We start from the raw sequence: 25,658 nt of genomic DNA on the forward strand, positions 1-25,658 counted from the left end.
CACATATTTGCCATCTCCTTTATCAAATATAAATTTACCGAATAACCTTTTCAAACCGAAACATTCCGTCCGGAAACTGCTCGTCCTGCTTTTCAGCATTCATTTCCGGATCATTGGGGTCTTGGTGATATTTGTCAAAGAACTCTACGATGCGAAAACCACATCTGTTCACATAAAAATGGATATTCCGCTGCTCGAAATAGGGCGTTACGGTTTCCCAAACTTTCACTTCTGGATGTAACTTCTCAACTTCGCACCATGCAGCATACCCGATGCCTTTGCTATGAACTGATGGCGCAACGAAAAGAAGATCAAGGTCGCCTTTTTCACCCTCGACTTTAATCACAACACCGCCTACTTTTTTGCCATCAAGTACAATGCGGTAAGCTTCACCATCGTCAATGGACTGCTCAATCATTTCTCGTGATATAATCTGTCCATCTTTCTCGGACGTCCTTGTTTTCCAGTATTTTCAGGAGGTAATAAAGGTTCAATGCGAAACCATTCTTCATCAGTCAACTCATATCGTCTCAACATAGTGAACACCCCTTTTTCTTTATTTTATCATGAAAAAGGGAAATAAAACATGCGTTTTGTGCAATTTTTATTTTTCAGACACGCTCTAGCAAGGGATTTTTCCCTTGAACCCATCATTTATGATATATGGTGGCTCTTTTCGCCCCCAAATAGTGAAAGTGGGGGCACTTTCTGCCCCCACTCAGGAAATGTTGCTAAAATACTGTTTAGATTTATCATACATACAAAATGGAAGTTATCTATTTCTCCTCTTCGTTAAGACCTAGTTCATTACATACTACTTGCTATCCCTGATACCTTATTCTTTCTACCAGCGTTTCCTTTTTCAGATTACTGCTTAAAACGCAGGAAAGTACAATCTGCAACAGACCGACCAAAAAAATCATAATAAAAATTGGTACGATTGGAACATGATAGATATTCATTCCAAATATTCCATTATGTTTTGCATAGGAAAAAAGTGCATAGCCGAGCGGCAGACCAATGATCAAAGCTACGCATATGGTACCAACCGTAAAAATCAGTCCCTGTAACTGCAGGCATAAATTTAATTGTTTATTTGTCATACCCACAGCCTGTAATATACCATATTCCTGCTTTTTTGTCGTAATATTCATGATCATGGTATTCGCCATATTCATAAACCCGATAAGTCCTACAATAGCCATAAACAGATAACAGCCAAGCTTCATCATGCTGCTTGCAAATTCGGCAGATTGTAACTGCGCATGATAAGTATCCATTTTTATATGCGAAGTATTAGAAATCAAAGTATTCAGACTTTGTTCTACAGATGCCACATCTTTTTTATCACAGTCCACCCACAGATAGCCATAGGCTGTTCCTCTCGGATTCATGGAACGGTATACACCTTCCGGAATGACAAGATAAGTGTCCGCACTTACAAAAGATCCTGCAATCTTTCCCTGATAGGTATAGGTTCCACTTCCATTCTCAAAGTCAAATGCAATGGATTCACCCGGAGCATATCCATCTCGTTCCATCCACGTTGACCAGCCAAAGAAAATATCACCATTCTTTACCGCCTGATCATAGTCCATAGAGCCAATATCCCCTTCTTGGCGCATAAAATCAAAATCCTTTTTACTCACAATATCAGCCGGAAATCTTGTTCCGTTCAGATTTACAGAAACAATCTCTCTCGTCATGACATCTGTTACTCCCGGAATGCTTTTGATTTCTTCAATCAGCGAATCATTCAATGGATCATCCGTCAGAATCGTATCCAGATTATTCTCCGGATATCTTTCATCATACTCAGCAGAATAGTCAAGCTGCAGTTCAAATTGTCCATGATTAACGGAAAGACGTGCTTCATGCTCCGTGTCAATATTTCCCACATAATTAGAGATAATCACAAACAATACGCAAGAAAAACCCATTGTGAGGATAGTACCAATAGTTCTTTTGGGATTACCCGTTATATTTGCCATTGCCATAGAAAACACGGTGACATTTTTTCTGCCATTTCGTTTTCCTTTTTTTTGTGTTTCTGCATTTTCTAAATACCGTGTTGCTTCGATAGGTGAAATCCGTGAAACAATTTTCATTGGTTTACGTAGTGCCAAAGCAACGGTAAGAAATGATACGAAAATACAGAGAAGCATAACAGGCAGGGAAAACAGAGGCACCTGCTGATTTTGAACTCCCATAGAGCCAGTTCCGGTTGATACAAGGTTCCCCTGTTCTACCAGCCAGTTAAAACCGCATTTTGCAATCAGAAAACCAAGAAGCAATCCAACTGGTATTGAAGAAATTGTCAAAAACATACCCTCTCTGAAGATCAGTTGTTTCATCTGCTTTTTTGTCGCTCCCAGAGCCTTGATTTTTCCATACTCCTGTATCTTGTTGGCAATACCGACTTGAAAAATATTATAAATGACCACAACAGAGAAAAGTACAATTGCAAGAATCAAAACCCCGCATACCGCAATCATTTCATAACTCGGCTGCAAGACCCATTGCAAATAGAGATCATTGACTATAACGTTTTTTTCTTCGATCCCACAAGCTGCTGCAATCTGCTTTATAACCGAATCAATATTATTCATAGATACATTTGCAGAATCATTTAAAGTAAAATAAATATTATACTGTCTGTCATTCTCTGCGACGTGCTCATCATAAAACTCCTGTGACCCGAAAGCAACATAAGATGCCTCGATGGTATACTCATCCCGATCATATAGGATTCCGCTGACAACAAATTCTTCCGGCTTATATTCTGACTGCATCCCTGCGCGGTAATCCAGTGTAACTGTATCTCCGATCTTTACATCACCATACCCCATTGCACGAAAAAATGCTCTTCCTGCGGCAATTTCCTGCATTTTTTCCGGATACTTTCCTTCCTTCAACTCATATTCTTTATTATAAGGAAGCATTTTTCTTGCAATCTCATCCATGCAGACAAACCCGCCTTTTTCATTGCCTTTTATGATACCTTCGGTGCACATAGTGCCTATAGCATCTATTTCCGCACGGCGGTTTACTTCTTTTAACTGCGATCCGTCTGCGGAAACAAACAGACCATAATTGCTTCCATATGATCCTGCCGCCTGACTTTTCTGTAAATGAATTACCCCATTTCCCACAGTACTGATGATAACAAGCAGCATCGTGGTCAGACAGATTGCCATCATGATCAGTATACTTCTTGTCCTGTTCCTTTTGTCATTGCTATATGCAATCCTGCTTATTGTCTTCATCTGAAATCCACCACCTGTCCGTCCTCAATCACCAGAATACGGTCAGCGACCTGTGCAATTTCGTCATCATGGGTAATCATTACAATTGTCTGTCCATATTTTTTTGCTGTCATCTTAAGCAGAGCGATTACCTCATCACTGGTCTTAGAATCAAGATTTCCTGTCGGCTCATCTGCAAATATAATTTCCGGACGATTCACCAGTGCTCTTGCAATTGCTACTCTCTGCTGCTGTCCTCCGGATAACTGATTTGGCAGATTATAAATCCGGTTTTCAATCCCCAGAGTTGCAATAATATCATTTACATACGCTTCATCCACTTTTCTTCCATCCAGCCCCAGTGGCAGTACAATATTTTCCCAGACATTAACAGATGAAACCAGATTAAATGCCTGAAAAACAAATCCGATTTTTCTTCTGCGGAAAACAGCAAGGGCATCTTCCTTCATCCTGTATAAATCTTTCCCTGCTAAAGTAACACTGCCTTTTGTCGGGGTGTCTAGCCCTCCAAGCATATGAAGTAATGTACTTTTACCGGAACCTGACTTTCCAACAATTGCGACAAATTCTCCCTGCTCAATCTGAATGTCCACCTGATTGACCGCTTTGACCTGATTCTCACCTGCGCCATAAAACTTACAAAGCTGCTTGGTTTCTAATATCACACTCATGTGTTGCCTCCTTTTCATCTTACATCCAAATTGTATCAGGGCAATCTTTCATTTCACTTTCAAAAAACGAGCAGAAGTCTTACAGAATTGTAAGATTTCTGCTCACTTAAAATTTAACCAACATATGGTAATTGAATCACAAACGTGCTTCCTTTTTTCTTTTTGCCGGAGGTTACCGTAATCGTACCTGCGTGTTTTTCGATAATTTCTCTCGATAGAAAAAGTCCGATTCCTGTACCACTCTTTTCCATGACCTCCTTGGAACTTCCTCTGTAAAATCGTTGAAAAATTTTGTGATACTCATTCTGCGGAATACCAATTCCCTGATCCTCAATTTCCATTCTTACAAGATAGTTTCTTTTTTGTAACCGGATAAATATTTTTGAACCACACGGACTGTACTTGACCGCATTATCCAGAACGTTGATCACAGCTTCACCAAGCCACCTTTTATCCTGCATAATCGTGCATGTTTCCAGCTCTTTTTCATAGTCAAAAACGAATTCAATTTCTTTCTCATCCGCTTTAGGATAAATGCGATTCACAGCAGATATGACAGTATCCATAAGCGGAAGTTTTTTCTTATTAATCTGAATCAGTCCAGTTTCCATCTTGGATATTTCAAGAAGCGACTGCAATAATGTCTCCAGTCCATCCAGAGCACTCCGACAACGGATACGAAACTCCTCCTGTTCTGTGGCACTTAAGTCATTCTGCATCAGCACACTAAAACATGTATCCAAAGCTGCAACCGGTGTCTTTAACTGGTGAGAAATATCAGAAACCATTTCTTTCGTGTTCTCCTTTTCTGCCCTTGCTTCTTCCTTTATCAACTGAATATGATGTCCGATTGCTTCAAGCTGGTCATTCAATTTTTCCAGTTCTGCATGATTTTCCGTTTTCAGTAAATCACCAAATTTATTTTCACGGAATCTGATCAGAATTTCTTCCAACTGGTCTAAAATTTTCTGATGACACGCATCTTCTTTTTTCTTCCAATAAAGTAAAAAAGTCAAAAGAAGCACGCATATCACAGTGCTTACAGCACCGGTCACCATAACCTGATGCCGGAATTGCGAATAAAATGCATTCCCTTTATTCCCCCAGTATCCATATTGCTCCAATAATCGCCTTCCCTGTTCGTTAGTTTCAATACCCTTATCCTTAAGCAATTCCGAAACAGCATCCAGCCCGGAAAATTCTTCCTTTGCAGCAATCTCTGTCATAAGATTCATTTTATATTTATAATCTTCATAAAACACATACGTGGTAAAGCAATTTAATATTGCAAACAATAATATGACAGGTAATACCAAGGAGAGCACTACTGTAATCTTCTTGCGACATCTCTTTGTCACTGCCTTACCTCCTGATTCCATATATACCCAAGACCTCTGATATTCTTTATATAGACCGGTGCAGCCGGATTGTCTTCGATTTTCTCACGGAGTCTTCTAATATTGACAGCGATTGTATTTTCATCCACAAAATCCCCTTCCAGATCAAACACATTTTCCAATATTTGTGTTTTTGAAAGAATCTGTTTCGGATTCTGAAGAAAAAAAGTCAGCATTTTCAACTCCGTTTTTGTCAGACTGATTTCACGACTCTTTATCAGGACTTTCATTTCTCCTGCGATAAATACGATATCTCCCGAAATCATCTTTCCGGCTTCCGTTTTCTCCTGTCTGCGGCGGAAATATGCTTCTATTTTCAAAAGAAGTACCGAAAGACTAAACGGCTTTGTAATATAATCATCTGCCCCTGCTTCATATCCCATGACCTGATCTATCTCCTGATCTAGTGCTGTAAGACAAATAATGTATGTATTATAATTGCATCTCATCCACCTTACAAATTCCAGTCCATTCCCATCCGGAAGATTCACATCACAAATGGTAACATCCACATTATTATCACTTGCAATTCTTTTCGCTTTTTTCACTGATTCTGCTGAAAAAACCTCATATCCGGATTTTTTCAGTGAGAATGTAATTCCACGATTTAAATTTTCATCATCTTCAACCACGAGTATACCTGGCATAGCATCTGCACCTCTCTTTATTTATTCATCTTACAATGCTTCAATGCCTCCACAATTGCACTCTCTTTCAATCGTGACATTAATGTAATCATCCGGCTTTTGTTTCAGTTGGGACAAAAGAACAACCGTCTCGACTGTTGTTTCAGTTTCCAAGGGAAGTTCTTTCACTTCCTCGCCATCAACAGGCACAGGGAAGTTGAATACAATCTTCTTTATCCAGCTTCCGTCTTTTCTCTTTTCCGGGAACATCTCAATTCGCTCAATAAAGGCTTTCATAAACTCTTTCTGTTCTGCTTCCGTTGCGGAATGGTAGACTTCATCAAATGCCAGTAAGAGCCGATAAATGTTATCGCCGGAGATTTTCTCCTGCTGGATGCTGCGTATCTGACTTTGCAATTCGCCAATCTGAACTTCGATTTCTTCTATCGTATCATACTGTTCATCATATCGGCGCTGCAAATCCAAAATTTTTCTGTCATAGTGGGCATCGTTGATGTCCAAAGTATCCATCTGACGCTCCAAGCGGCTTTTCGTTCCAAAGGCTTGCTTTAGCTGTCCTTGCAGAACGGCGATCTGCTTTTCCATATCCTCTGTATCAACCGCCGTTCCAATTTTCGCTTGAATTGCTTCTATAAATCGGGGATTGCTGACCATAGCGGAGATGACCTTCGCCACAAATTTGTTGATTTCCGTCTGCTCGATATTCAGCCGGAAGCTGCACTCATGTCCCGTCGGCGTAACCGTATTTTTGCAGTAGTAATAATACCGTGTTTTCTTGTCCTTGCTATGAGCCTTGGCAATATTGCCGTACATACTCTTTCCGCAACACGGGCATTTCAAAATACCGGATAGGATGTGTGCGTGGTCTGGATTGTTGACCTTTTCCCGCTTAAAGGAATTGATCTTGCGCTTTTCCTGTGCCAGATACCAATCTTCTTCGGAAATGATGGCTTCATGCTGACCATCGTAAACAGGGAACTCCGACTGCTCGACCACGTGCATCTCATTTCTTGTACCTTGCCTCTTTTCGGTTCTCCGTCTGCCATAAGCAATTTTACCCATATAAACGGGATTATCCAGTACGTCCTGCACGAAGTTCCTTGAAAATCCGGGGATGGTGTTATTTTGCCGCAGCTTCTTCACAAACCCGTTGCGGTTGAGATATTTAGCAACTCCGGCAACGCCCTCATTGGTATGGATGTAGCGGTCATAAATAACACGGATTACTTCCACTTCATCCTCCGCAATGACAAGGTTTCCGCTTTCCAATTTGTATCCATAGGGAGCGAAACCGCCGTTCCATTTGCCCTCACGAGCCTTTTGCTCCCGTCCTGCCATTGTCTGTGTGCGGATATTCTCTCGCTCGATTTCCGCCACCGCAGACAGCACGGAAATCATAAGCTTTCCGGCATCCTTGGAGCTGTCAATGCCATCCTCCACGCAAATCAGGTTGACACCAAAATCCTGCATAAGCTGCAAAGAGTTCAGAACATCGGCTGCATTTCTGCCAAATCTGGAGAGCTTAAAGACAAGCACATAGGAAACGCCGTCTTTGCAGTCCTGGATGTCGTTCAGCATCCGTTGAAACTCCTGCCTCCCTTGGATGTTCTTGCCGGAAAATCCTTCGTCAGAATACTCCCCGGCAACGACCATATCCTCGTATGCCGCATACTTCCGCAACTTGTCCCGCTGGGCATTCAAGCTGTATCCGTCTACCTGCATGGAGGTGGACACTCTCGTATATAGATAACATTTAAGTTGCTTCTTTTTCAGAATCGCCACCTCCTTCGCTCATTTCTTTTACCATCAATCCCTCGTTGCGGATATAATACTCCAAAAGTCTAAGCACATAATCCGGTGCATGGCGGTTGTCCAATTCCCACTCGGTCATAGTCCGGTAAGGAATATGGACGAGCTTGCAAAAATCTTTCCGGTTCAGTCCTGTGCTTTCACGCAACTTAATAATTCTGTTTTTACAATCCATTCGTCTTTTCTCCAAAAAAGCAAAAATACACGTTGCGTACATATTATAGCATAGCCGCAACAAGTACGCAACGTGTAAATTGTAAATTTTTACGCAGCCTTATCCGTCAAAGGCTGCGCTTGCTTATCATCCTTGGAACACTCCACCGTTTGCGGAGTGTCCTGCTCTAATTTATCCAAAACCTGATGCCCGTACTTCTGGAGCATCTGGCTCATAACATCCACACAGCGGTCAAATGCCGCATTATATTTCGCTTCCTCATAATATTTCTTCAATAGGCGATTCCTCCATCAAAGTTCCATATCCTGTCCACGCTTCCGGGCAGGGTGTTTGTGTTCCTGCGTTTCCTTTCCTCTGATGAGGATAGAATTGATAAAAGCCCGAACCCTTTCGGATGCAATTTCCAGTGCATCCAGAAAAGGCTGGGCTTTCTGTTTCAGTTCCATATATTTTTCGTTTACTGCTTCATACCGCTGTTTCCAGATGGAAACCGTCTTTTCAGCGGAAGCGAGTTTCTCCTTCAAGCGCTTGTTGTCAGCATTGGCGATAATGCCGTTGACCGCATAGCGTTTGAGCGTGTCGCATTCATCCGGTGTCAGCGTGATATTATTTCCGAATGTGGCTTTCTTTCCCATCGTTTCAATCTCCTGCACCGTCAGAGCAACGGTCTTTGCTGTTTTGGTTTCCTTTTGCAGAGCTTCCAGTTTCTTTTTCTGTTTCTCCGTGGCAGCTTTGGCATTCTCCAACCCGCGCTCCGCCTGTGCCACCTGTCCGGTCATAGCTTCCAAACGCTGCTGTTCAGCCTGAACCTTGAACTGTGTCACTGTCAGATGTTCCTCGGTACTGCCACGCTCTCCACGCTCCACATCGGTATATCCGGCATTTCGCATGAAATGAAAAAAGTCATCCTGCAACACACTGTAGGACGACTTCAAAATCTTTTTTCCTTTTGCGTTCAACATTGGATTACCATCCTTGTCAAGCACCGGCTTGGACTCCCATTTTTTACTGCGGCTGACCTGCGTGATCGTTTCCTTTACCGTTCCCCGGAGGGATTCATCCTTACATCGCTTCGACCACAGAATTTGCTTCTCTACCACCGGGATATAAACCACATGAAGGTGGTAGTGGTACACATCTTCGCCCAGAGCTTCGGACATTGCCCGGTTGCGCTCGTCGGCGTGCATCACAGCGGATAGGATATACTGCTCACCGCCTACGATCTCCACGGCGGCTTTATAGGCATCGGCATAAAACTGTTTTGCAAATTCATAGCCGCCGTGATTGTAGAAGTAAGCAGAGTTCACATCAAAAATCAACTCACCGTATTTGACGGCATCCGTTTTCAGACCTCTTGTGGAGATTACACCGTCCTGTTCCATCTGCTCAAACATTTTTACATAATCGTCCGCGGGGGCTTTGAAATGAATGTTCAGAGAAGTGCGTTCCGGTACGATGTCCTGATTGCTGTAGCTGTCCTTTTCACGCTCATTGTGTTCCTGTACCTTTGCCACATCAGCCGGTGTTTCCAAGTCCTGATTCCGAGCTACGGTGCGGTGGATTCCATCATTTCTTGCCATTGGATTTTTCCTTTCTTTAAAATTTGCAGACAGCGGAGGGCTGGAGAACGGCACTTTTTCAAAGTGTAATAACCCACTATGACACTTTCATCCATACTGGCTGCAAAGTGCCGTGGGCTCTCCCGAGAGGGGATGCGGTCACTGCGGCGACCTCTGCTGACCAAAGCGAAAATGTCTGCGCCTTTTCCCATGGTCAGCCCGTCTGCATGGAGCCGTTCTGCCGAACTACTTCTTGCATCCGGTGGCAGCAAAAACCGTATCTTTCACTGCCATCCATAGGCAGCACTGCGGTGCGCCTATGGAGACGGGAGATGCGAGGGGCTGTTGCCGAGGCATCACTTCTCCCGTCTTTTCTGCCATACGATGTCGTAGCCAAGCACAGCGGCAAGCTCCAATACTTCCTTATATCGGATGCTTTCCCGCTGTAATTTTGCGGACAAATTGGAAACGCTGTCGCTCCATCCGTATTCGTCCGAGAGCAAGTCAACTACTTCCTGCATGGTCATTCCGGCACGGATGATCTGTGCCTTTATTTCATTGCGTACATTCATATTGAAAATTCCTCCATAATTTTGATTTGTAGTTTGGTACGATAGCTACTCTCCGAAGCGGAGCGGATGCACCGAACAGTGAAAAATCCGGCAACTCCAAAATCGTTTTATTTTTGCGGGTGCGATATTCTGTCCATATAGGCATATATCCCATTTTATTGTTCCGTGAGGTTTAGTCTGGAACAGTGAAAACACCCATTGTTCCGTGAACAGAGTACACGGTTTAGAGAAGCACGATTTGGCGAAATGGTTTCGTCCTGCGGTCAAAAACTTCGCTGTTTTCATTACCATTGATTTTCGATGTCCGAAAACAGGTCGGCTCTGAAAACCGCTGTTTCCTATAACAAGAGAGAACGGGGGGTAAATGCTGCGTACATACGTACAGAGCACGACTGGAAAAATCATTCCCGCCAGCCCTCCGGTACGTACGTACACGGCGAAACATCGTAAAATCCATTTATATGAGGTCTTGCCACAGCTTCCACGCCCATAAAGCCCCACACCCGCCGTCCGGCAGAGTTGGTGATGTTGTTGCAATGCTCCAGATTGAATCTCCCGGCATTGGCAATCATGGCATCGCTGAAGCTACGGGCTTTCAGCGGTGCAAGGGAGTTTTCCTCACACCACATCCGGTATATTTCATAGAAATCCTTGGAACTGATGGACGCATCCGCTTTGCGCCGGATGTATCCCTCCGATTCCATGAAATCGAAGATATTGTTGTTGTCACGCTTGACCGCTTCCCGGTTTTCCCGGATACGGTCACTCTCTGTGAATTTGAAGTTGCTGGCAACAAGCCGCCGCAATCCTTCCAATGCCCACAGAAAGATGCCCTCGGCTTCAGCCTTCATCTTCTCTGCAAGGTCAGGATCGTCGGCTCTGTTCACAGGCCTTTCCTTGGTAGTCAGCACAAGCTGTCTGCGGTAAAATCCGTCACTTCGGTCATACAGAGCTTGCAGATCGCCATTACTGAACGCAAGAAGACGGGCAAACATCCAGCCCTGATAACTCTGCTTGCCTTTACGTTCCAAATCCATCTTGCCTTGTGCTGTCACGATGGATTTTACATAGTTGGTCTGGCGCAGGGCTTCCATTCGCATATCATCATCCACGCACAGCAGAATGTGTTCCAGATCGGCACGGGCAAAGCGGTTTTCAGAAATTTTGCCGATACTGCCGTCTTTCATATTTGTGCCGAATATAGAGGATAGCACCGCACCGATTTGAGATTTGCCCTCGCCGCCATTGCCTTTAATCACCATCATGCGCTGTCCCTTGTTGGAGGGGATCAGGCAATAGCCGATAAACTCCTGCAAGGTGGGGATGTCCTCCGCATGGAGCAGCCCATCCAGAAAGTTCTGCCAGATTTCAGGTGCGGGCGCGTTGGGATTGTAGGCAACAGGCAGACGGCTCCGCACAATAGCAGGTCTGCCCTCAGTAAATGTGCCGTCCAAAAGTAGCGTACCGTTGGACAAATGAATTCTATCCTGTTCCGGTGGAAAGTCAGGCACTTGTGCTTCCAGTTTCAGCACTTCCAGAATGTTGGTGATCTTCCGGGGGATATTGTTTACGGCACAGAATTTCAGCTTGTCGTAAATCTCCCCACGCAGAGGGAGATCGTCCGTCACTCGACCATTGGGCGTGAAAAAAGCTCCGTTTGCGAAGATGATTCTGCGCTCCTGCAGAAATTCTTCACAAAACAGAGCTTCGTTGATGTTCTGCCCGTCAAACCAGACAGGCAAATTCATATCAGGCGTTTTCCGGTTCTTCGCCATGGTGCGCCACCTCCTTTTTCTTTCGTGTGATGTACTCTTGCAGAAAAGCAATTTTGCCGTCCTGCATCAGCTTGTCCACCAATGCCACCCGTTCTTCCAGATCACCCACCGTCAGCACATCTGCCATATATTCGATATAGCAGTGCATCTGGCAGGCTTCCACAAAACGGTCATCCAGAGCATCTTCCGGTGTCTTGGGTGCGTATCGTACTTTCCAATCTTCCAGCAGATGCAGATAATTCGTCAGCACCCGGAAACACAGCATTTCATCCTCCCGTAACTGACGGATATAGGGACGCTTCGGCTTGACCATAGCTGCGGCAGTGGGCGGTTTTGGGTCAAGTCCAAAGTCCGCAGCCAGCTTTTGCGCTGCTTCATAACTGCTCAAATCGAACAGCCTTGCCACAAGGTCGATTACGTCCCCCTTGGCTCCGCAGCCGAAGCAGAAAAAATAGTCCTCATTCAGCTTCAAGCTCGGATGCCTGTCGTTGTGGAACGGGCAGCAAGCCATGCCGTTGTGGCTCACTTTCAGCCCGTAGTGTTCGGCGGCTTGCTTGACGCTGATTGCCGCCTTGATGGTTTCATAGATTGTCATAGAAAACCCTCCGTTCATAATATTCTGGAAAGCACGAAGCACCCGCCGTGATTGGCAGGTGCTTCGCTCCTTCTATTATGGTTATGACGGATTTTTCAAAAAACAGGCTAATGACAGGACAATCCTGTTTCAAAAAACAGGACAACTTATCTGAGGGCGTAGATTTCTTTACATTTACATGATATAATTAGAAAAATGAAAAAACAGGACAGGAGGGCAAGCATGAATCAAGAATTGATGACATTGGATTTCTGGCAGGATACGGTCATATATGAGAGCAAAACATTTCCTGTCGGTACGCTTGCCTGTGATGCACTGAATGTTCCTGTGAATACCATTGCAAAAATAAACGAGCAATGCGAGAAAATCAATCTGCTGCTTGGAATATTAAACGCCGGACAGGATGCTTCTGCACTCTGTCCTATTGCAAAGGAAGCTGCTCTGACGATGCTTGATATTCTCAGTCAAACACCGCCGTTCTCCTATATGAATATCTCAAAGCACAGAGAACGGATTGAAAAAGTCTTTACTGTGGACAATGCGCTGAAATATGTGGAGTTTGCCATAAAAGCCGCAACCAATTCTTTGCAATTTGAAGAAATCCAGAACTTTACCGATGCGATGATGCTCCAACGCTATACCGCAGTTTTCGGGCATCTGGCATACTCCCTTGGGGAATACCAAACGGCCATGCTTGATTTTGCAGAAAAAACAGACGGCAACGAAGCAGACCGCACCGCAGAGGGTTTTGCAAAAATGTTCGGCAGCTATTTCCCGCCGGAGTTTTCCATCACGGAAGGCAATGCCTGGATGTCTACCCTGAACAATTCCGTTCAGTATGTATCCGTCATCCGTCCCGGCGAAAAAGTTGCGAAGCTGGTCAAGCGGATGCACTATGTATCCTTTGTAGGGATGTTCCGGTCTGATCTTTTTGAGGGCTTATGTGTTGGTCATGCACCGAAGAAATGCCGGATCTGCGGCAAGTGGTTTCTGACCACCAACGCAAGGCACACCAAATACTGCGGTGGCTATGCACCGGGGGACAAGCTGCACCGCACCTGTCGGCAGATCGGCAATCTGAAAGGGCGAGAACAGAGGGAACTTGCGGACGATCATCCGCTGAAACAGATTTATGAGAAGCGGCTGAATACCATAAACCGCTATATAAAGCGTGGTACTCTGGATGAAGATCTTGCGGAGGTCATGAAAAAGCTGGCAAAAGATAAGATGCTCCAGGCATTGAGCAATGTCGCTTATGCCAAGGGCGATTATGAAAAAGAAATGGGACAGGCGGCTTTGAAGAAAGAAGCACTAAAAAGAATTTGAATTTAGCTAAGAGGTGAGCAACGTTATGTTAGAAGTAGTATTTAGCGACAGTGCCGCAGGGACTATGGCGGTTGCGATTGGACATAAGGGTTTTTTAGGCGGAGCAACCAGTGTAATTATCTCTGATGGGACAGTTTCAAAAGAAGAAATAGAAAAGTTCCAGCATCAAGCAGAAGAACGGGAGCGTTCTGGTTGGGAGAATGCTATACCGTTGGAGGGAAATCGTAAGGACATAGTTAATCTTCCGTTGGCATTGTCTGTGGGCAACATCTCCGAAGCAGGAATTTGTTTGGAGCGTGAGTCGGCATTATCTTTGCTACTAAGCATACTGCCCGATATGGCATCTGAAATCGTAACTGAACTTCTCAATACATCCCGAAAGAACTATGCTACGCTACTGGAAAAAGCACAAAACGGAGAGCCGATTCGTGTTTGGGTCGGACGAGAACCAGATGATGTGTGCGGATTGTATTGGCTTCTGGAACAACTACGACCAATCGGCTTTGAAAAATTGGATGTTACCATTGTGGAGCTTCCAATGTGGGAAACAAGACCAGATGGATGCATTGTCCAGTATAACGGTTGGGGAGAAGTTGAACCTTATCACTTGGGACGGATGGCATCTCTTGGAAAGAAGTTGCCAACAAATTACCTTCGTAGTTTGGCTAACCGCTGGAGAGAACTCCAACAGGAAAATTCTCCTCTTCGTGCTGTTATAAACGGCAAACTGGTCAGCGTATCAGAAACTCTGTATGATACATTTATTCTTCGAGAATTGGATACACTGGACGACGAGTTTAAGGAAAGCGTGCTTGTTGGACAGGTTCTTGGAAAGAATCCATTAGGGATCGGTGATGGGTGGATTGCTTTGCGTGTGGAACAATTTATCAAAGAGGGACTTCTGGTCCCAATCACAACTCCTGCACCAAATGCACCTATTTATCACCGTATGTTAAAGAAAATAAAGTAATAAATAACCCATTAGTTGACCACGGGATATTTATGAGTATTACTAAACTGGAAGGAGGTGCGCTATGCTGAATGATTTTACATGGAATATGACCGGATACATACCGAAACACGCTGTCAATCCATACGGTGATGGCATCATTCCCTATGTGGCAGAGCGCATCTTCCAACTGGAGCCGGAACCGCCAGCGGTTAGCAATCCAAATGAACATATTCTGTCTGCCTTGCAGGAAAAGAATTTGCTTTATTTTTCGTTCTTCCTGCACCACTACGAACCGCAGCTCAACAAGCGCATCAAATTCTTTCTCGGCGTGGATGGCGGCGATTTGTATGACACAGACCGTTTTATAGATATAAAGCTCTCCTGTCGGGAGCAAATGCTCCAAAAGCTGATGGACTATGATCCTGCCAAGGGTGCAGAGTATGCTACCTACATTTTCCCGTTTATCCGGGATGCTATGCTCCGTTTCCGCATGGGCGAAGAAAAATGGTCGGTGTCCTCTTTGACCAATTACAAAATGGTGCGGTCAATGGCATGGCTGTACCATAACACCAAGGATGCGGTCAGCGAGTTTTCCAAGAAGTACAACTGCGAGCTTGCCCTTGCGGAAGAATATCTGAAAGTTGTCCGTGGCATCCGCAATCAGCAACTGTTCTATGTAACAGACGAGGATGGCGAGGAAACAGGCGAAGATGTTGCCCTTGACGATAGCTGGAACTATACCGACATCCTCTGGAACGGCATACAAGCAGAAAAGGTGCAGCGGGCATTTGAGAAACTGAATTACCGGGAACAGACCTTGCTTGAAAAGCGTCTTGCGATCTGCATGACCTGTGGGCGTGTCGGCTCATGGAAAGACCGCCCCACCTTTGAAGAACTGGCGGTTATGTTTGAGGGCAGCACAGCCAGCGGTGCAGAACGAGCCTATCGGAAAGCAGTAGACAAACTGACGGAACTTCTGGTTGCCGAGGATGCAATCCATGCTGTCCGGTTAAAACAGAAATCCAAAACTAAGCGCAAAAAGAAAATCGCCGCCGCAATCTACGAATACCAAGCAGACTGCGACGGCGAATGGGGCGAAATATCATTGGATTTTGAGAACGGCACAGCAGAGATCATCCGGCTTGCTGATTGGGATACCATGAAAACAAATCGCTTTGCGAACAAGGTGATAGCGTATCTTCTGAACTGTGAAAACGAGAAACTGCCAACGAAAACAATGCTGGCATTTGAACCATAAAAAGAAAAAACCGCTACAACATTCATCCCCCCTTTGGAATGAGAATTGCAGCGGTTTATCTGCTTGAAACTAATTATTCGATATTTGTGATTTTCTAATCATCGTTTGCCAGATGGGTAAAGCCTTTGTTTTTCTCAATAACCTTGATACCATAAACATCTGCAATTTGTGCAGGATAGGTTTCAAGGATTTCACCAGCGTATTCAATTTCGATCACATCTCCGATTTCAGGTTCCGGTGATGGATGCACATTTCTGATCGACACTTCAATTCGGTCTGCACTACTCAATTCCCAGCTACCTTCAACAGGCTTCACAAGATAATTGCCATTATGAATTTCCAGAATTTCAGCTTGGAACACCTGATGCGCTTCGTTGGAAAAACCTTCAATCTGAATGCAATGATTCTTGAAAACCAGTCGGCCGGTTTCTACCAGTTCATCAGTATGATATTTTGTTTTATCTACATACAAGCGGCCATCTTGATGATCCTGTCTGAGAGTGAAATCAAAATACCCTCTGTCAGACAGCTCATAGCTTACTCCGTTTGCATAGTCATAGATAATGACACGGTTGTCAATCATGCCTGAGCCCCAACTGATTGAAGAACACAACTCAGGCAAACCGTCGCCAGTGAGGTCGCAGAAATAGGCGTTCCAGATTGGCATCCCCGTATAAAGTGAAGTGCTTTTACTACCCTTAACAGCCAGCATCTCTCCGTAAGTCCAACGGAAGGTCACATCTGGAAACTCGGTGAGGCTGATTTCAAGACTACCGTCCCATTTCATTTCATCAGGGGTTTCAAGGTAATCAAACCACTCTATTACGGAATTTATCTCGTCCACAATACGCACTTCTACATTTTCTACTTCAACATAAACAATAATGTCCTCATTGGTGGGGTTCTGCATATTCACACCAATCTTAAACCACGTATCATTTTCTGCATCAAATTCCACAGACATACCATGCGTAAGATAAGTGGCTGTGTATCCGGTTTCTGCTGTTTTATTAACGGGGAACAAAAGAACTTCTGTATCACCCAATCCATCACCAGACCATATTTTGATTGAATTTCTGACTGTGCTGACTTCCTCCTCCGTATATACAAATTCCTCTTGACTTCCTGCGGGAACAACAATTCGCAATGTATAGCGGTCTTGTTTAGGATTCGTCAGGAAGCAGGCCGCAACGCCCACGCAAATAATGACTGCAATAATAATAACCCAGAACGCAGGCTTCTTATAATTCATCACAGACTTCACGCGCTCCTTTACACCTACCTCGCCAAAGGCAAGAGGACAAGCGGCGATCATGCGGCGGTTTACACTACAGGCAACAAGTGCTTGCATATAATCGGCTCTCTGCTCATTGCCAAGTTCCTTGATGACTTTTTCATCGCAGGCAAGCTCAATGTCACGACACAGCAGAACATAAGCCAACCACATGAGAGGATTGAACCAATGAATCGTCAGCAGGAGAAAACCAAGAGGCTTCCACCAATGGTCTTTGCGGCGAATGTGCGCCTGTTCGTGGGCAACAACGTGCTCCAGATCCTGACCATTCATGTTGAACGGGAGATAGATTCTCGGTTTGATAATGCCCAGGACAAACGGAGAACTTACATTCTCACTCTGGAAAATGTTGCCCTTGTAGCGAACAGCGGTATCCACTTTACGACATAGGCGCCAATAACTAACTGCGGTATACAAGAGAAGGGCGCCGACACCAATCAACCAGATAATATTCAAAATCGGAATCCAAATCTGAAGCGGGTTTGCACTCGTCAATACATGCTGTGGTGGGGCAAATGAGGATAGAACAGGATTGACCACACTATTGATCGCCGGAACACCGCTGTCTATTGTGGGTTTGGCCGCCATTTCAATATCCAACGGAATTGTTTCTGAACTTGGGATAAGGCTTAATGCGCTCTCAAAAGAGAGCGGGCAAATCAATCTGACAGCCACGATACCCCAAAGCAGAACATTGACCCACTTGGGAGCTTTCTTCAAAACAAGCCTGAGTATCAGCACAGCCAGGATAAGCCAGCTTGCAGATATACTCATGTTGATAATTTTCAAAAAGAGTTCGTTCATTGTGAACCTCCTTTCCTGATGCGGTCGATCATGCGCTGTACCTCATCAAGCTCATCTTCGGACATAGCCTGATGCTTTGTAAAAGCAGCGATAAAGGCAGGCAGAGAACCCTCGAATTTTTTCTCAACCAGTTCATCGATCTCACACGCCTGGGCTTCATCTTTGGAAACGAGAGAAGTAACAGTGCCATTGTCGTTCTTCAGCACACCACGCTCTCCAAGACGCTTGATAACGGTATAAGTCGTAGTCCTTTTCCATCCGAGTTGATCCTGGCACAGCTTTACAAGCTCGACAGCAGTAACCGGCTCATGCTCCCACATAATCAAACAAAAACGATATTCACTTTCGTGAATCTTCGGAAAATCCATATTCACGCCCTCCTTGTCTACACCATTAGACTTCGCACATAGTCTACCACATTAGACAGCCAAAATCAATAGAGTTCACAGAAAAGATACAAAAAAATTGCCCGCAGAATTTTTCCCACGGGCAAAGTGTTGGTTAGCTATCAAGCGGTTTGTATTCAGTTACAGTTTTCAAATAGGTTTCGGGATTACCGTTCAGTATCAAATCAGCATATCCAATCGGATCATTGTAGATCAGATAGTCCAGTTCTGACCGCTGATACATATTGTCGGCAACCTCGTTCTCCACTGCGATGGTATCAATAGAAATCATGCTGCCATCAAGGAATTTCAGCTCCACACAGGCGTTATCCATGTTGAACTCACAAGAAATCAATCTATCCATAAGAAACCTCCATTTTGCTGGATGTTAGATCATCCCAAAATATTTGAATGCTTCTCGGATTGCTTTTTCCTTCTCCGGTGGGCATTGTGGCTGTCTGGAATCCTCGGACTTCGGCAGATTGTAGTTCTTGCCGACTTCCAGTCCGCATTTTCTCTTTATCTGAGAAATATAAAGGTTGGAAACCTTTAACCCGGTATGCTCCAAAACATACTCCTTGATCTGCGGATAGGTTGCTCCATCTTGGAACTCGGACATATCCATATCTTCCAAAGAGAACTCAACCCGAACCTTTTTCGAGTCGATCTCTCCCTTGGAAAGCAAGACCACCGTCTCAACGGTATTACCTCTTTCCCACAAGAGCCGCCTTACCTCTTGTCCATCACGATATATCGGAAAATTAAACTCTATCGACTTCAAAGGCATCTCTGACTCTCCATTAGGATATATCTGAATTTCCTTTATTAGATAAGTTATAAGGTTTTTCTTTTCCTCGTCACTTATTATATCATAGAGCTTTCCGAAATTCAGCATAAGCTTGTAAATATTGTCCAGAGTGATTGCTTCCATTTCGATAGAACTTCTTCTCAGCTTTGCATCTTCAATCCGTTCTTCCAACTCGACAATCGTATCATACAATCCATCAAGCCTTAATGTCATATCGTGGATTTTTCTTTCTCTAAAACGAGCATCAATAGGCAGATTATCAATCTCTCGTTCCAGACGGGCTTTATTCAAATCTACTTCTTTCAGCTTGCTCTCATAATTGGCAAGTTCCTTGTCAATAGCAGTGGTATCGATCTGTACGCCAATCCGCTTTTCTATCTCTTTTGCAAAATATTTATCACTTACCAATTCTTTAACAGCTTCAATTACAAGTGGTTCAATGTCTGTTTTTCTAAGCGATGCCTTGTAATCACAATGATGTCCTCGCTCCTGCTTATTTCTACCACAAATATAATAGTAAACCTCTTTGTATGTGCCGTCTTTATTTATCCAAGCGTGTTTGTTCGTATACATTGAACTTCCACAAAGGGGACACTTTAATATCCCCGTCAAAAGGTGTGACCTATCCTTACCGATTTTGGATGGCTGTTTAATTCCTGTTGCCATACGCTTTGCGTGAACCTTTTGCCACAATTCCTCGCTGATTCGTGCCACTTCCTTGCCTCCTCACGGAGCATCGGGGTATCCACAAAGCCGAGGGCGTTTGCCTTAACCGCAAGCTGATTGATACGGTTGCCAATAGCGGACAGCTCACGCATCATTTTATAGAACTCTGGGTCGGGCTTTTCGCAGAGCTGATAGCCCCTTACCATTTCTCTTAAAAAGGCTTCTTTTGAGCGACCCGATTTCCGCACAAGCTCATTAAGGTGTTCGGCTTCCTCCTCAGTCAGACGGAAAAGTATCTGCACATTTCTTTTTCGCATTGTCCTCTTCCTTTCTCTCGGAAAGTCTGTTTATCTGCAAGCAGCACATACACACAACGCCGAACAGACCGCCGAGCATTGTGCCGATAATGAAAAATAAGAACTCACTCATTCTTGAACTCCTTTCTGTTCTCACGGGGTATTAGGGGCTGCCCCCCTAACAAGCGAATTTGGCTAACCAAATTCAGTGCTTGGTAAGACATCTCATTCTTCGCAGTCCTCCTCATACATACACTCACCGCACACGGGGCAGAAGTACGGACAGTCCGAACAATCCTCATTTTCCTGTAGTGTATTCTCGCCCGCACCGTCAAGACCGTCCTCGCTCTGCTCGGTAATATCGGCTTCGCCGCAGACAAAATCAGCATCGGTAAAGTTGATAAGGTCGGTATCGAACAGGATAATTTTTGTCTTTTCCTTTGCCTGTTCAGGGCTTTCCGCACAGACGGAAACGGTCTTTCGGTAATGGGCAGTAAGGGTTACATCATACTTTTTCAATGGTTCATTCCTCGCTTTCAGTAATAAAATTTGATTTATTTTCGGTTGTTCTCGGAGCAAAAAAGCGTTACACAATCAACGGGCATCACTCCTTTCACGCTTAGGCATAGGTCTTGCAATTTCCAGATAGGACAACAAAAAATCGTTGAAGTCCTTGCCGACAGGCGGTGGATTATCAACGATTTTGTAGTCTTTCTGCAACAGTTCCTTCAAAGTAGCGGTACAAAGCCTGCCTACCTTGTCATTATCCAGATGCAGAACAATGGTCTTAATTTGTGGATTGGCACTCAAAAAAGTTGTGAGGGCTATGGGAATTTTGCTGTCCTTCATCTCTTTCTTTGGCTGATACACACCCGAAAGAGAAAGCAGACTTTCCGATTTGTAGTCCTTGCCCTCGCATTTCAGATAAGTGGCATAGGACAGCAAATCAATGGCGGCTTCAAATAAATGCACGGTATCCGCAGGCTCTCTTGCCAGAAGTCGGAACGAATACCGCTTGTCGCTGCCCGATGCGTCCTGCTTGAAAGTGCTGCCGATAGTGCTTCACAGGGCGGCATATTTCGGTGTTCCGCCTTCGTCTTTGCCGATAAAAACAGCATTGTGATAATCGGCACTCTCATAAAGCGTGCCGTCTGAGATACACTCCTGTATGAGCTGATAGTCAATACCACGCCCGAAAAGATACTGTATCACTCTGTTACAATCCTTATTTTTGGGCGGCAGGAGCAGGACTTTCGGTTTATCTTTCTTGGGAGCAGGGGGTGGCTTCCAGTCCGCCATCGTCTGTCCCGTGAGAATTTCCACGGCTTCTACAAAGTCATATTCCTTGACCTTGATGAGATAATCGAGGGCAGAATAGCCGCCGAAACCTCTCGACCACCAATACCATTTGCCGTTGGAAATCTTTAAGCTGTCGTGTTCTTTCGTGCAGTAGACATTGCCCGCCACACGCTTTAGGGTGCTCGGCTCATACCTCTGCAAGTAGGAAAGCAAGTCCATCTGCCGTGCCTGCTCAATCACGGAAGGATCAATCTGCACATAGGGTCGGTTACTTCTCATTCAAATAAAATCACCTCCTGAAATAGAAAAAGCCGAGGGATTTTCCATTAAGAAAACCTCTCGGCTATGTAAATAAGTATCTTTTTCAAATTTGTCTTAATTGCTCTTACATAATAACTCCTCAAGTTGACAGTTGATTACCGTTTTCAACATTTTTGAAAACTCTTTTGCAATGTCAAAATACCTTTGTTTAATGGCAGGAAACTCCTCTGAGTGTGTTCCATCTGGTAATTCAGCTCCAACTAAGTCATTCAGTAATTTTTCGCCTTCTGTTTTTTTTACCTCTAATTCTTCAATATAGCATTTGTCTAACAAAGGTTTTGCTATTTCATAACGCCCAGAATCGTCCATAAACAAATTAAGCAATCTATAAAAAGCTATTTCTTCGGCAGTATCCCCTCTTTGGGCAGAATCATATTTATGCCAATTCAATATTAATTCATATAGTCTACTATATCTATACTTATCAATTTCATTCATTTGCTTTTGTTTTTCTATTTTTTTTAGTCGCCAATTATTCATCAGCGAAATAATTATATTGGCTATTGATGTAACAAGTGCAGCAAATACTGCTGCTGTAAGAATAACTGTAGTAAAGAATTCATTTAACTCCATTATTGCTTCTCCTTGCAACTTAAAATCTGTGTTTTTTATTTTGAAAGCTTACTCAAATTGTTTTTAAATAAATTGTAATATGTTTCTTCAAACTCGGTTACTTTTAATATTCTTTCCAAAATTTTTTTGTGAACTTTATCTACCGAAGCATCTTCATTTTCTTCATTCCCAACATCATACACTTGCAAGCCCAAACTAATATCAATAATACTTTTTGTAATAGTGTCAATCACATCAATCAATTTAATAATCTCTTTCTGTTCATCATCCGAAAGCAAATAACCATGCTTTTGAAAATGTGAATACATAATTTTCATATTCATATCTGCTGCTTCATAGGCTTCTGAAAGTCCATTTTCTTGAAAATTTTTTTGAGAAGGTAAATTTATAATAATATGCCCTAAAAGTTTTTCCTCTGGTAATACATTAAGCAATTCGGCATAAGCCTCTCTCAATCCTTTATATCGTTCTTGATTTACAGTAAATTTTTGCTTGCTTTTTTCGAGCTCTACTAAACGCTTATTATTCTTAAATGCAATAACTAAGGAAAAGATACCTGCAACTAAGGATGCTATTACGCCTGCAGAAAGCAATTCTAATATAATAGTAATTCTGTTATCCATTTTTCTCTCCTTTCCTTACAACAATTTTCCTAATATATATCCTAATATGGCACTAAGTAAACAGAAAAATAGATTCCATAAAAGTGTTTTGGGAAAAGTCTTTTTTTCCTGCTTATTTAATGTGTTTTCCAGAAGAGTATTTAAGGCATTCACTTGTTCTTGATTCATGGTTGTTATTTGTTGGCTAATTTCTGCTTCCTGTTTCATCTGTTCAAACAACTTTTTTTGTTTCTCAATTTCAAGTAGTGCATTTTCAATAATTTCTTTAGAATCTTGCAGATTCTTGCTAACAGAATCAATGCTTACACTTATTACATTATCTTCTGATGTCTTTAAGTTCTCTTTGTTTAGGCTTGCCTTTATGTCTTTTAAGTTTACTCCTAAAAATGATGAAATAACTGATATAAGCACTTCCAATATTGCCGTATTCAATTTATCACCTCCACAATATGTTTCTTATTATTTCACTGGACTTGTTTTATTTTTTCAAAATATTTATAATATCAGCTATTTTAGGGTCATAATCTTCCCCAGATTGATTTCTAAACGATGTACTACCATTATCTATATTCCAAGAACTAAATGCTTTCAGTACTTCTTCACGAGATGCTTCTGCTCCATATGCATCCAAAAAGAATTTACCAAAAGAAATAGCGTGTATCCTATCTGAGCATCTTATCGCTTCAACCATAAAGGACTTAGCAAGTGTAAATAGTAATTTAGATAATGAAATCAATATGATAATAATGAACAAGCAAGTAACGCCATATGCTATCATATATCCAATATTTTCTGTTTGCCAATCTCTATTTGCGACAAAAATAACGGCAATGACAATCGTAGCAATCAAAGAAACAATCGAAACTAAATATAGCCAGAAGGCAAATTTTTTATTTCTTTTTTCGCTTTCTTTCAAATTAGTAAAAACATCCTCTATGTACTTTGATAAGCCCGTCTTTACTTTTTCCTCGGATTTTCTTCGTTCTTCTTCACCCCGCTTTATTTTCTCATCATGTGCCGCAAGAATTAGTCTTATTTTTTCAATAGCATCTTTCTCTAATGACTTGTCTAACCTTACTTTTTGTCCATGCACACCATATTCTATTGACAAATCGTTACTATTGTCCTCTTTACTCTCATATGGAATAACAAACAATATAATTAAACCTATTTAGGTCTGCTGGTAAAGGGGTATCCTTTCCTAAAACTACAGGTATAACTAACGGTATTCTCCCTTTGTCTAAAAATGACAACATGGATATAGTTTCATTCGCCACAAAGTGGCTTCCATTAGAATTTTTTGAAATCACAACAATTACCGCATCAGCCTTCGCAATTCCTTTGCCAATATCTTTGTATATGTTGTTTCCAATGGGAATTTTGTTGTCAATAAATACATCGTAGCCATCGGCTTCTAACGCTGATGACAGTTTAAGGGCAAATTCCTTGTCTATATGCGAATATGATATAAAAATATTCATATAATCACCTTTCTCTAAATTTTCTTTATAAGGCATCTTTATTATAGCACAAAATCTTGTATATTTTTACCAACGGTGACAACTATGTAAAAGCGGCATCAGCTTCACGCCAACGCCGCCTTTTTCTCGGTCAGTCCGTTACAAAATCCCTGCTTTTTTGAGATACCCAACGCTGTCATAACAGCCACGGAAGTAAATCGACTGCAATTCCATATCCGTAAGCTGATTTGTCAGCTCCATTATTTTAATCAGAGCTGCACATTCTTCTTTGGTAAGCTCCGCCGCCTGCTCTGTATCAAACACTTCTAATACTTTCGGATATTGCTGATACAGGCTCTCAATCTTATCCTGCAAGGCTTTGTATTCCTCGTTCTCTTTAGAAAGATGAGAGATTCAATTTTCATTCTCTTGGTCGGTGCATTTATGACCTTAAAAATAAGCTCGTCAACACAATCCGTATATCTGCCTTGCTGTATGAGCTGATTTTTTAACTCTACAAGGCTATGTATCAAAAGTTTTCTTTCGTGGCTATCCAAATATATATGATATTTCTGTTCTCTCATAAATAGCACCCCCTCTTTGGCTTCATTGTATAATAGTAAAAAGGACTGTCAAAACTATAACTTCACAATTCTTGGATTTACGATACAACAAATCACATTATACACATCTACTAGGTAATATAATTACCAATCCATAAAAATGTGATGATGCGTTCAAAGAGGATAATTACTTAATCATTTTCATTGCAAATCACAATCAGATGACATTAGCAAATTTTCTAATTTATTCTGAGCAAATCTCTGAAGATAAAAATACTTATCAATAATTTTATAATTCATATTTCTATCAATTTGTTCAAAGCAAAAGTCTATTAACTCTTTTATAAAACTTTCACCAGACAGATAGTAATCCTGCAAGATTATATTATTCTCTGGAAAGTGCAGATAATTATAGATATATTTTTCATCAATATCCTGTTCAATGATTCCCTCACCTGTTCCTGGCATTTTAGGAACCAGTCCCGCCCCCAAAATAGATATATATTCACAATGTCATTAACTTTAGCAAAAAGCAGAAATCGTAAGTATTTATAAAACTATGA

Annotated in this window: 29 protein-coding genes and 2 pseudogenes; 3 read left to right on the forward strand and 28 right to left on the reverse strand. The window is 42.6% G+C overall.

Annotation, left to right across the window (positions count from 1 at the left end; genetic code table 11):
- Positions 1 to 34: 34 nt before the first annotated feature.
- From LI074_RS07545 to LI074_RS07600, 12 genes are all read right to left on the reverse strand, one after another.
- Positions 35 to 433 carry a GNAT family N-acetyltransferase gene (locus tag LI074_RS07545; protein ID WP_226839683.1) on the reverse strand — a complete coding sequence of 133 codons (399 nt, stop codon included), beginning with the start codon at positions 431 to 433 and terminating at the stop codon, positions 35 to 37.
- 388 nt (positions 434 to 821) lie between these two features.
- Complete coding sequence (locus LI074_RS07550) at positions 822 to 3,266, reverse strand: ABC transporter permease (protein ID WP_118592678.1); 2,445 nt, start codon at positions 3,264 to 3,266, stop codon at positions 822 to 824.
- Complete coding sequence (locus LI074_RS07555) at positions 3,263 to 3,937, reverse strand: ABC transporter ATP-binding protein (protein ID WP_006426335.1); 675 nt, start codon at positions 3,935 to 3,937, stop codon at positions 3,263 to 3,265. The genes LI074_RS07550 and LI074_RS07555 overlap by 4 nt, the downstream gene beginning before the upstream one ends.
- Positions 3,938 to 4,050: 113 nt before the next feature.
- Entirely contained in the window at positions 4,051 to 5,316 is a 1,266-nt protein-coding gene (locus LI074_RS07560; RefSeq protein WP_118592677.1) for a sensor histidine kinase, read from the reverse strand.
- On the reverse strand, positions 5,292 to 5,981 hold the full coding sequence (locus LI074_RS07565; RefSeq protein ID WP_118565989.1) for a response regulator transcription factor: 690 nt from the start codon (positions 5,979 to 5,981) through the stop codon (positions 5,292 to 5,294). Before LI074_RS07565 ends, LI074_RS07560 begins: the two co-directional genes overlap by 25 nt.
- A 30-nt stretch (positions 5,982 to 6,011) precedes the next feature.
- Complete coding sequence (locus tag LI074_RS07570) at positions 6,012 to 7,754, reverse strand: recombinase family protein (RefSeq protein ID WP_420314069.1); 1,743 nt, start codon at positions 7,752 to 7,754, stop codon at positions 6,012 to 6,014.
- On the reverse strand, positions 7,735 to 7,965 hold the full coding sequence (locus LI074_RS07575; RefSeq protein WP_007488123.1) for a helix-turn-helix domain-containing protein: 231 nt from the start codon (positions 7,963 to 7,965) through the stop codon (positions 7,735 to 7,737). Before LI074_RS07575 ends, LI074_RS07570 begins: the two co-directional genes overlap by 20 nt.
- An 89-nt stretch (positions 7,966 to 8,054) precedes the next feature.
- The gene (locus LI074_RS07580) at positions 8,055 to 8,240 is read right to left on the reverse strand and encodes a hypothetical protein (protein ID WP_007488117.1); all 186 of its coding nucleotides are present in this window, start codon (positions 8,238 to 8,240) and stop codon (positions 8,055 to 8,057) included.
- Between the two features lie 15 nt (positions 8,241 to 8,255).
- Positions 8,256 to 9,545 (reverse strand): plasmid recombination protein, encoded by a 1,290-nt coding sequence (locus tag LI074_RS07585; protein WP_173698037.1) that lies wholly within the window; start codon positions 9,543 to 9,545, stop codon positions 8,256 to 8,258.
- A gap of 335 nt (positions 9,546 to 9,880) precedes the next feature.
- Complete coding sequence (locus tag LI074_RS07590; RefSeq protein WP_015566117.1) at positions 9,881 to 10,096, reverse strand: hypothetical protein; 216 nt, start codon at positions 10,094 to 10,096, stop codon at positions 9,881 to 9,883.
- A gap of 401 nt (positions 10,097 to 10,497) precedes the next feature.
- Positions 10,498 to 11,871: a DNA primase family protein gene (locus LI074_RS07595; protein ID WP_015566116.1), complete on the reverse strand. Its 1,374-nt coding sequence runs from the start codon at positions 11,869 to 11,871 to the stop codon at positions 10,498 to 10,500.
- Positions 11,846 to 12,466, reverse strand: coding sequence for a CHC2 zinc finger domain-containing protein (locus tag LI074_RS07600; RefSeq protein WP_118592675.1), 621 nt, complete (start codon positions 12,464 to 12,466; stop codon positions 11,846 to 11,848). Before LI074_RS07600 ends, LI074_RS07595 begins: the two co-directional genes overlap by 26 nt.
- 222 nt (positions 12,467 to 12,688) lie before the next feature.
- Here LI074_RS07600 and LI074_RS07605 point away from each other — a divergent pair, with 222 nt between their 5' ends.
- The 3 genes from LI074_RS07605 (at position 12,689) to LI074_RS07615 (ending at position 16,002) form a co-directional block, all read left to right on the forward strand.
- The gene (locus tag LI074_RS07605; protein WP_085531207.1) at positions 12,689 to 13,792 is read left to right on the forward strand and encodes a DUF6076 domain-containing protein; all 1,104 of its coding nucleotides are present in this window, start codon (positions 12,689 to 12,691) and stop codon (positions 13,790 to 13,792) included.
- 25 nt (positions 13,793 to 13,817) lie between these two features.
- The gene (locus tag LI074_RS07610; RefSeq protein WP_085531204.1) at positions 13,818 to 14,762 is read left to right on the forward strand and encodes a DUF3658 domain-containing protein; all 945 of its coding nucleotides are present in this window, start codon (positions 13,818 to 13,820) and stop codon (positions 14,760 to 14,762) included.
- 64 nt (positions 14,763 to 14,826) lie between these two features.
- Positions 14,827 to 16,002 (forward strand): hypothetical protein, encoded by a 1,176-nt coding sequence (locus tag LI074_RS07615; protein WP_015566112.1) that lies wholly within the window; start codon positions 14,827 to 14,829, stop codon positions 16,000 to 16,002.
- 94 nt (positions 16,003 to 16,096) lie between these two features.
- Here the strand turns inward: LI074_RS07615 and LI074_RS07620 are convergent, their stop codons facing one another.
- From LI074_RS07620 to LI074_RS07690, 16 genes and pseudogenes are all read right to left on the reverse strand, one after another.
- A complete protein-coding gene (locus LI074_RS07620; protein WP_015566111.1) occupies positions 16,097 to 18,100 on the reverse strand; it encodes an Antirepressor regulating drug resistance, predicted signal transduction N-terminal membrane component in 2,004 nt (667 codons plus the stop codon).
- Positions 18,097 to 18,468 (reverse strand): BlaI/MecI/CopY family transcriptional regulator, encoded by a 372-nt coding sequence (locus LI074_RS07625; protein WP_007488105.1) that lies wholly within the window; start codon positions 18,466 to 18,468, stop codon positions 18,097 to 18,099. Before LI074_RS07625 ends, LI074_RS07620 begins: the two co-directional genes overlap by 4 nt.
- Before the next feature lie 133 nt (positions 18,469 to 18,601).
- A complete protein-coding gene (locus tag LI074_RS07630) occupies positions 18,602 to 18,850 on the reverse strand; it encodes a DUF6061 family protein (protein ID WP_118592674.1) in 249 nt (82 codons plus the stop codon).
- Between the two features lie 24 nt (positions 18,851 to 18,874).
- Positions 18,875 to 19,999 (reverse strand): annotated as a pseudogene (locus LI074_RS07635) (recombinase zinc beta ribbon domain-containing protein); the annotation flags it as partial.
- Complete coding sequence (locus tag LI074_RS07640; protein ID WP_243868798.1) at positions 19,903 to 20,277, reverse strand: CopG family transcriptional regulator; 375 nt, start codon at positions 20,275 to 20,277, stop codon at positions 19,903 to 19,905. The pseudogene LI074_RS07635 and the gene LI074_RS07640, both read right to left, overlap by 97 nt.
- Entirely contained in the window at positions 20,237 to 20,389 is a 153-nt protein-coding gene (locus LI074_RS07645) for a DUF3789 domain-containing protein (protein WP_015522602.1), read from the reverse strand. Before LI074_RS07645 ends, LI074_RS07640 begins: the two co-directional genes overlap by 41 nt.
- Before the next feature lie 92 nt (positions 20,390 to 20,481).
- Positions 20,482 to 20,775 carry a hypothetical protein gene (locus LI074_RS07650; protein WP_173698036.1) on the reverse strand — a complete coding sequence of 98 codons (294 nt, stop codon included), beginning with the start codon at positions 20,773 to 20,775 and terminating at the stop codon, positions 20,482 to 20,484.
- A gap of 75 nt (positions 20,776 to 20,850) precedes the next feature.
- Positions 20,851 to 21,834 (reverse strand): annotated as a pseudogene (locus LI074_RS17830) (DUF3991 domain-containing protein).
- Positions 21,835 to 21,930: 96 nt separating this feature from the next.
- Entirely contained in the window at positions 21,931 to 22,449 is a 519-nt protein-coding gene (locus LI074_RS07660; RefSeq protein WP_055145188.1) for a hypothetical protein, read from the reverse strand.
- 35 nt (positions 22,450 to 22,484) lie between these two features.
- The gene (locus tag LI074_RS07665) at positions 22,485 to 23,072 is read right to left on the reverse strand and encodes a hypothetical protein (protein ID WP_201927464.1); all 588 of its coding nucleotides are present in this window, start codon (positions 23,070 to 23,072) and stop codon (positions 22,485 to 22,487) included.
- 15 nt (positions 23,073 to 23,087) lie between these two features.
- Entirely contained in the window at positions 23,088 to 23,504 is a 417-nt protein-coding gene (locus LI074_RS07670; RefSeq protein ID WP_118254387.1) for a hypothetical protein, read from the reverse strand.
- Positions 23,505 to 23,550: 46 nt separating this feature from the next.
- A complete protein-coding gene (locus tag LI074_RS07675) occupies positions 23,551 to 24,183 on the reverse strand; it encodes a hypothetical protein (protein ID WP_173698035.1) in 633 nt (210 codons plus the stop codon).
- Positions 24,184 to 24,208: 25 nt separating this feature from the next.
- Positions 24,209 to 24,553, reverse strand: coding sequence for a toll/interleukin-1 receptor domain-containing protein (locus tag LI074_RS07680; protein ID WP_173698034.1), 345 nt, complete (start codon positions 24,551 to 24,553; stop codon positions 24,209 to 24,211).
- Between the two features lie 138 nt (positions 24,554 to 24,691).
- Entirely contained in the window at positions 24,692 to 24,907 is a 216-nt protein-coding gene (locus tag LI074_RS07685) for a DUF6664 family protein (RefSeq protein WP_243868799.1), read from the reverse strand.
- A complete protein-coding gene (locus tag LI074_RS18155) occupies positions 24,859 to 25,116 on the reverse strand; it encodes a hypothetical protein (RefSeq protein ID WP_431603877.1) in 258 nt (85 codons plus the stop codon). The genes LI074_RS07685 and LI074_RS18155 overlap by 49 nt, the downstream gene beginning before the upstream one ends.
- Before the next feature lie 180 nt (positions 25,117 to 25,296).
- Entirely contained in the window at positions 25,297 to 25,563 is a 267-nt protein-coding gene (locus tag LI074_RS07690) for a hypothetical protein (protein ID WP_173698033.1), read from the reverse strand.
- Between the last annotated feature and the right edge of the window lie 95 nt (positions 25,564 to 25,658).

This window comes from Blautia sp. MSK18_10 (genome assembly GCF_020553185.1).
In the GTDB taxonomy this organism is placed as follows: Bacteria; Bacillota; Clostridia; order Lachnospirales; family Lachnospiraceae; genus Blautia_A; species Blautia_A wexlerae.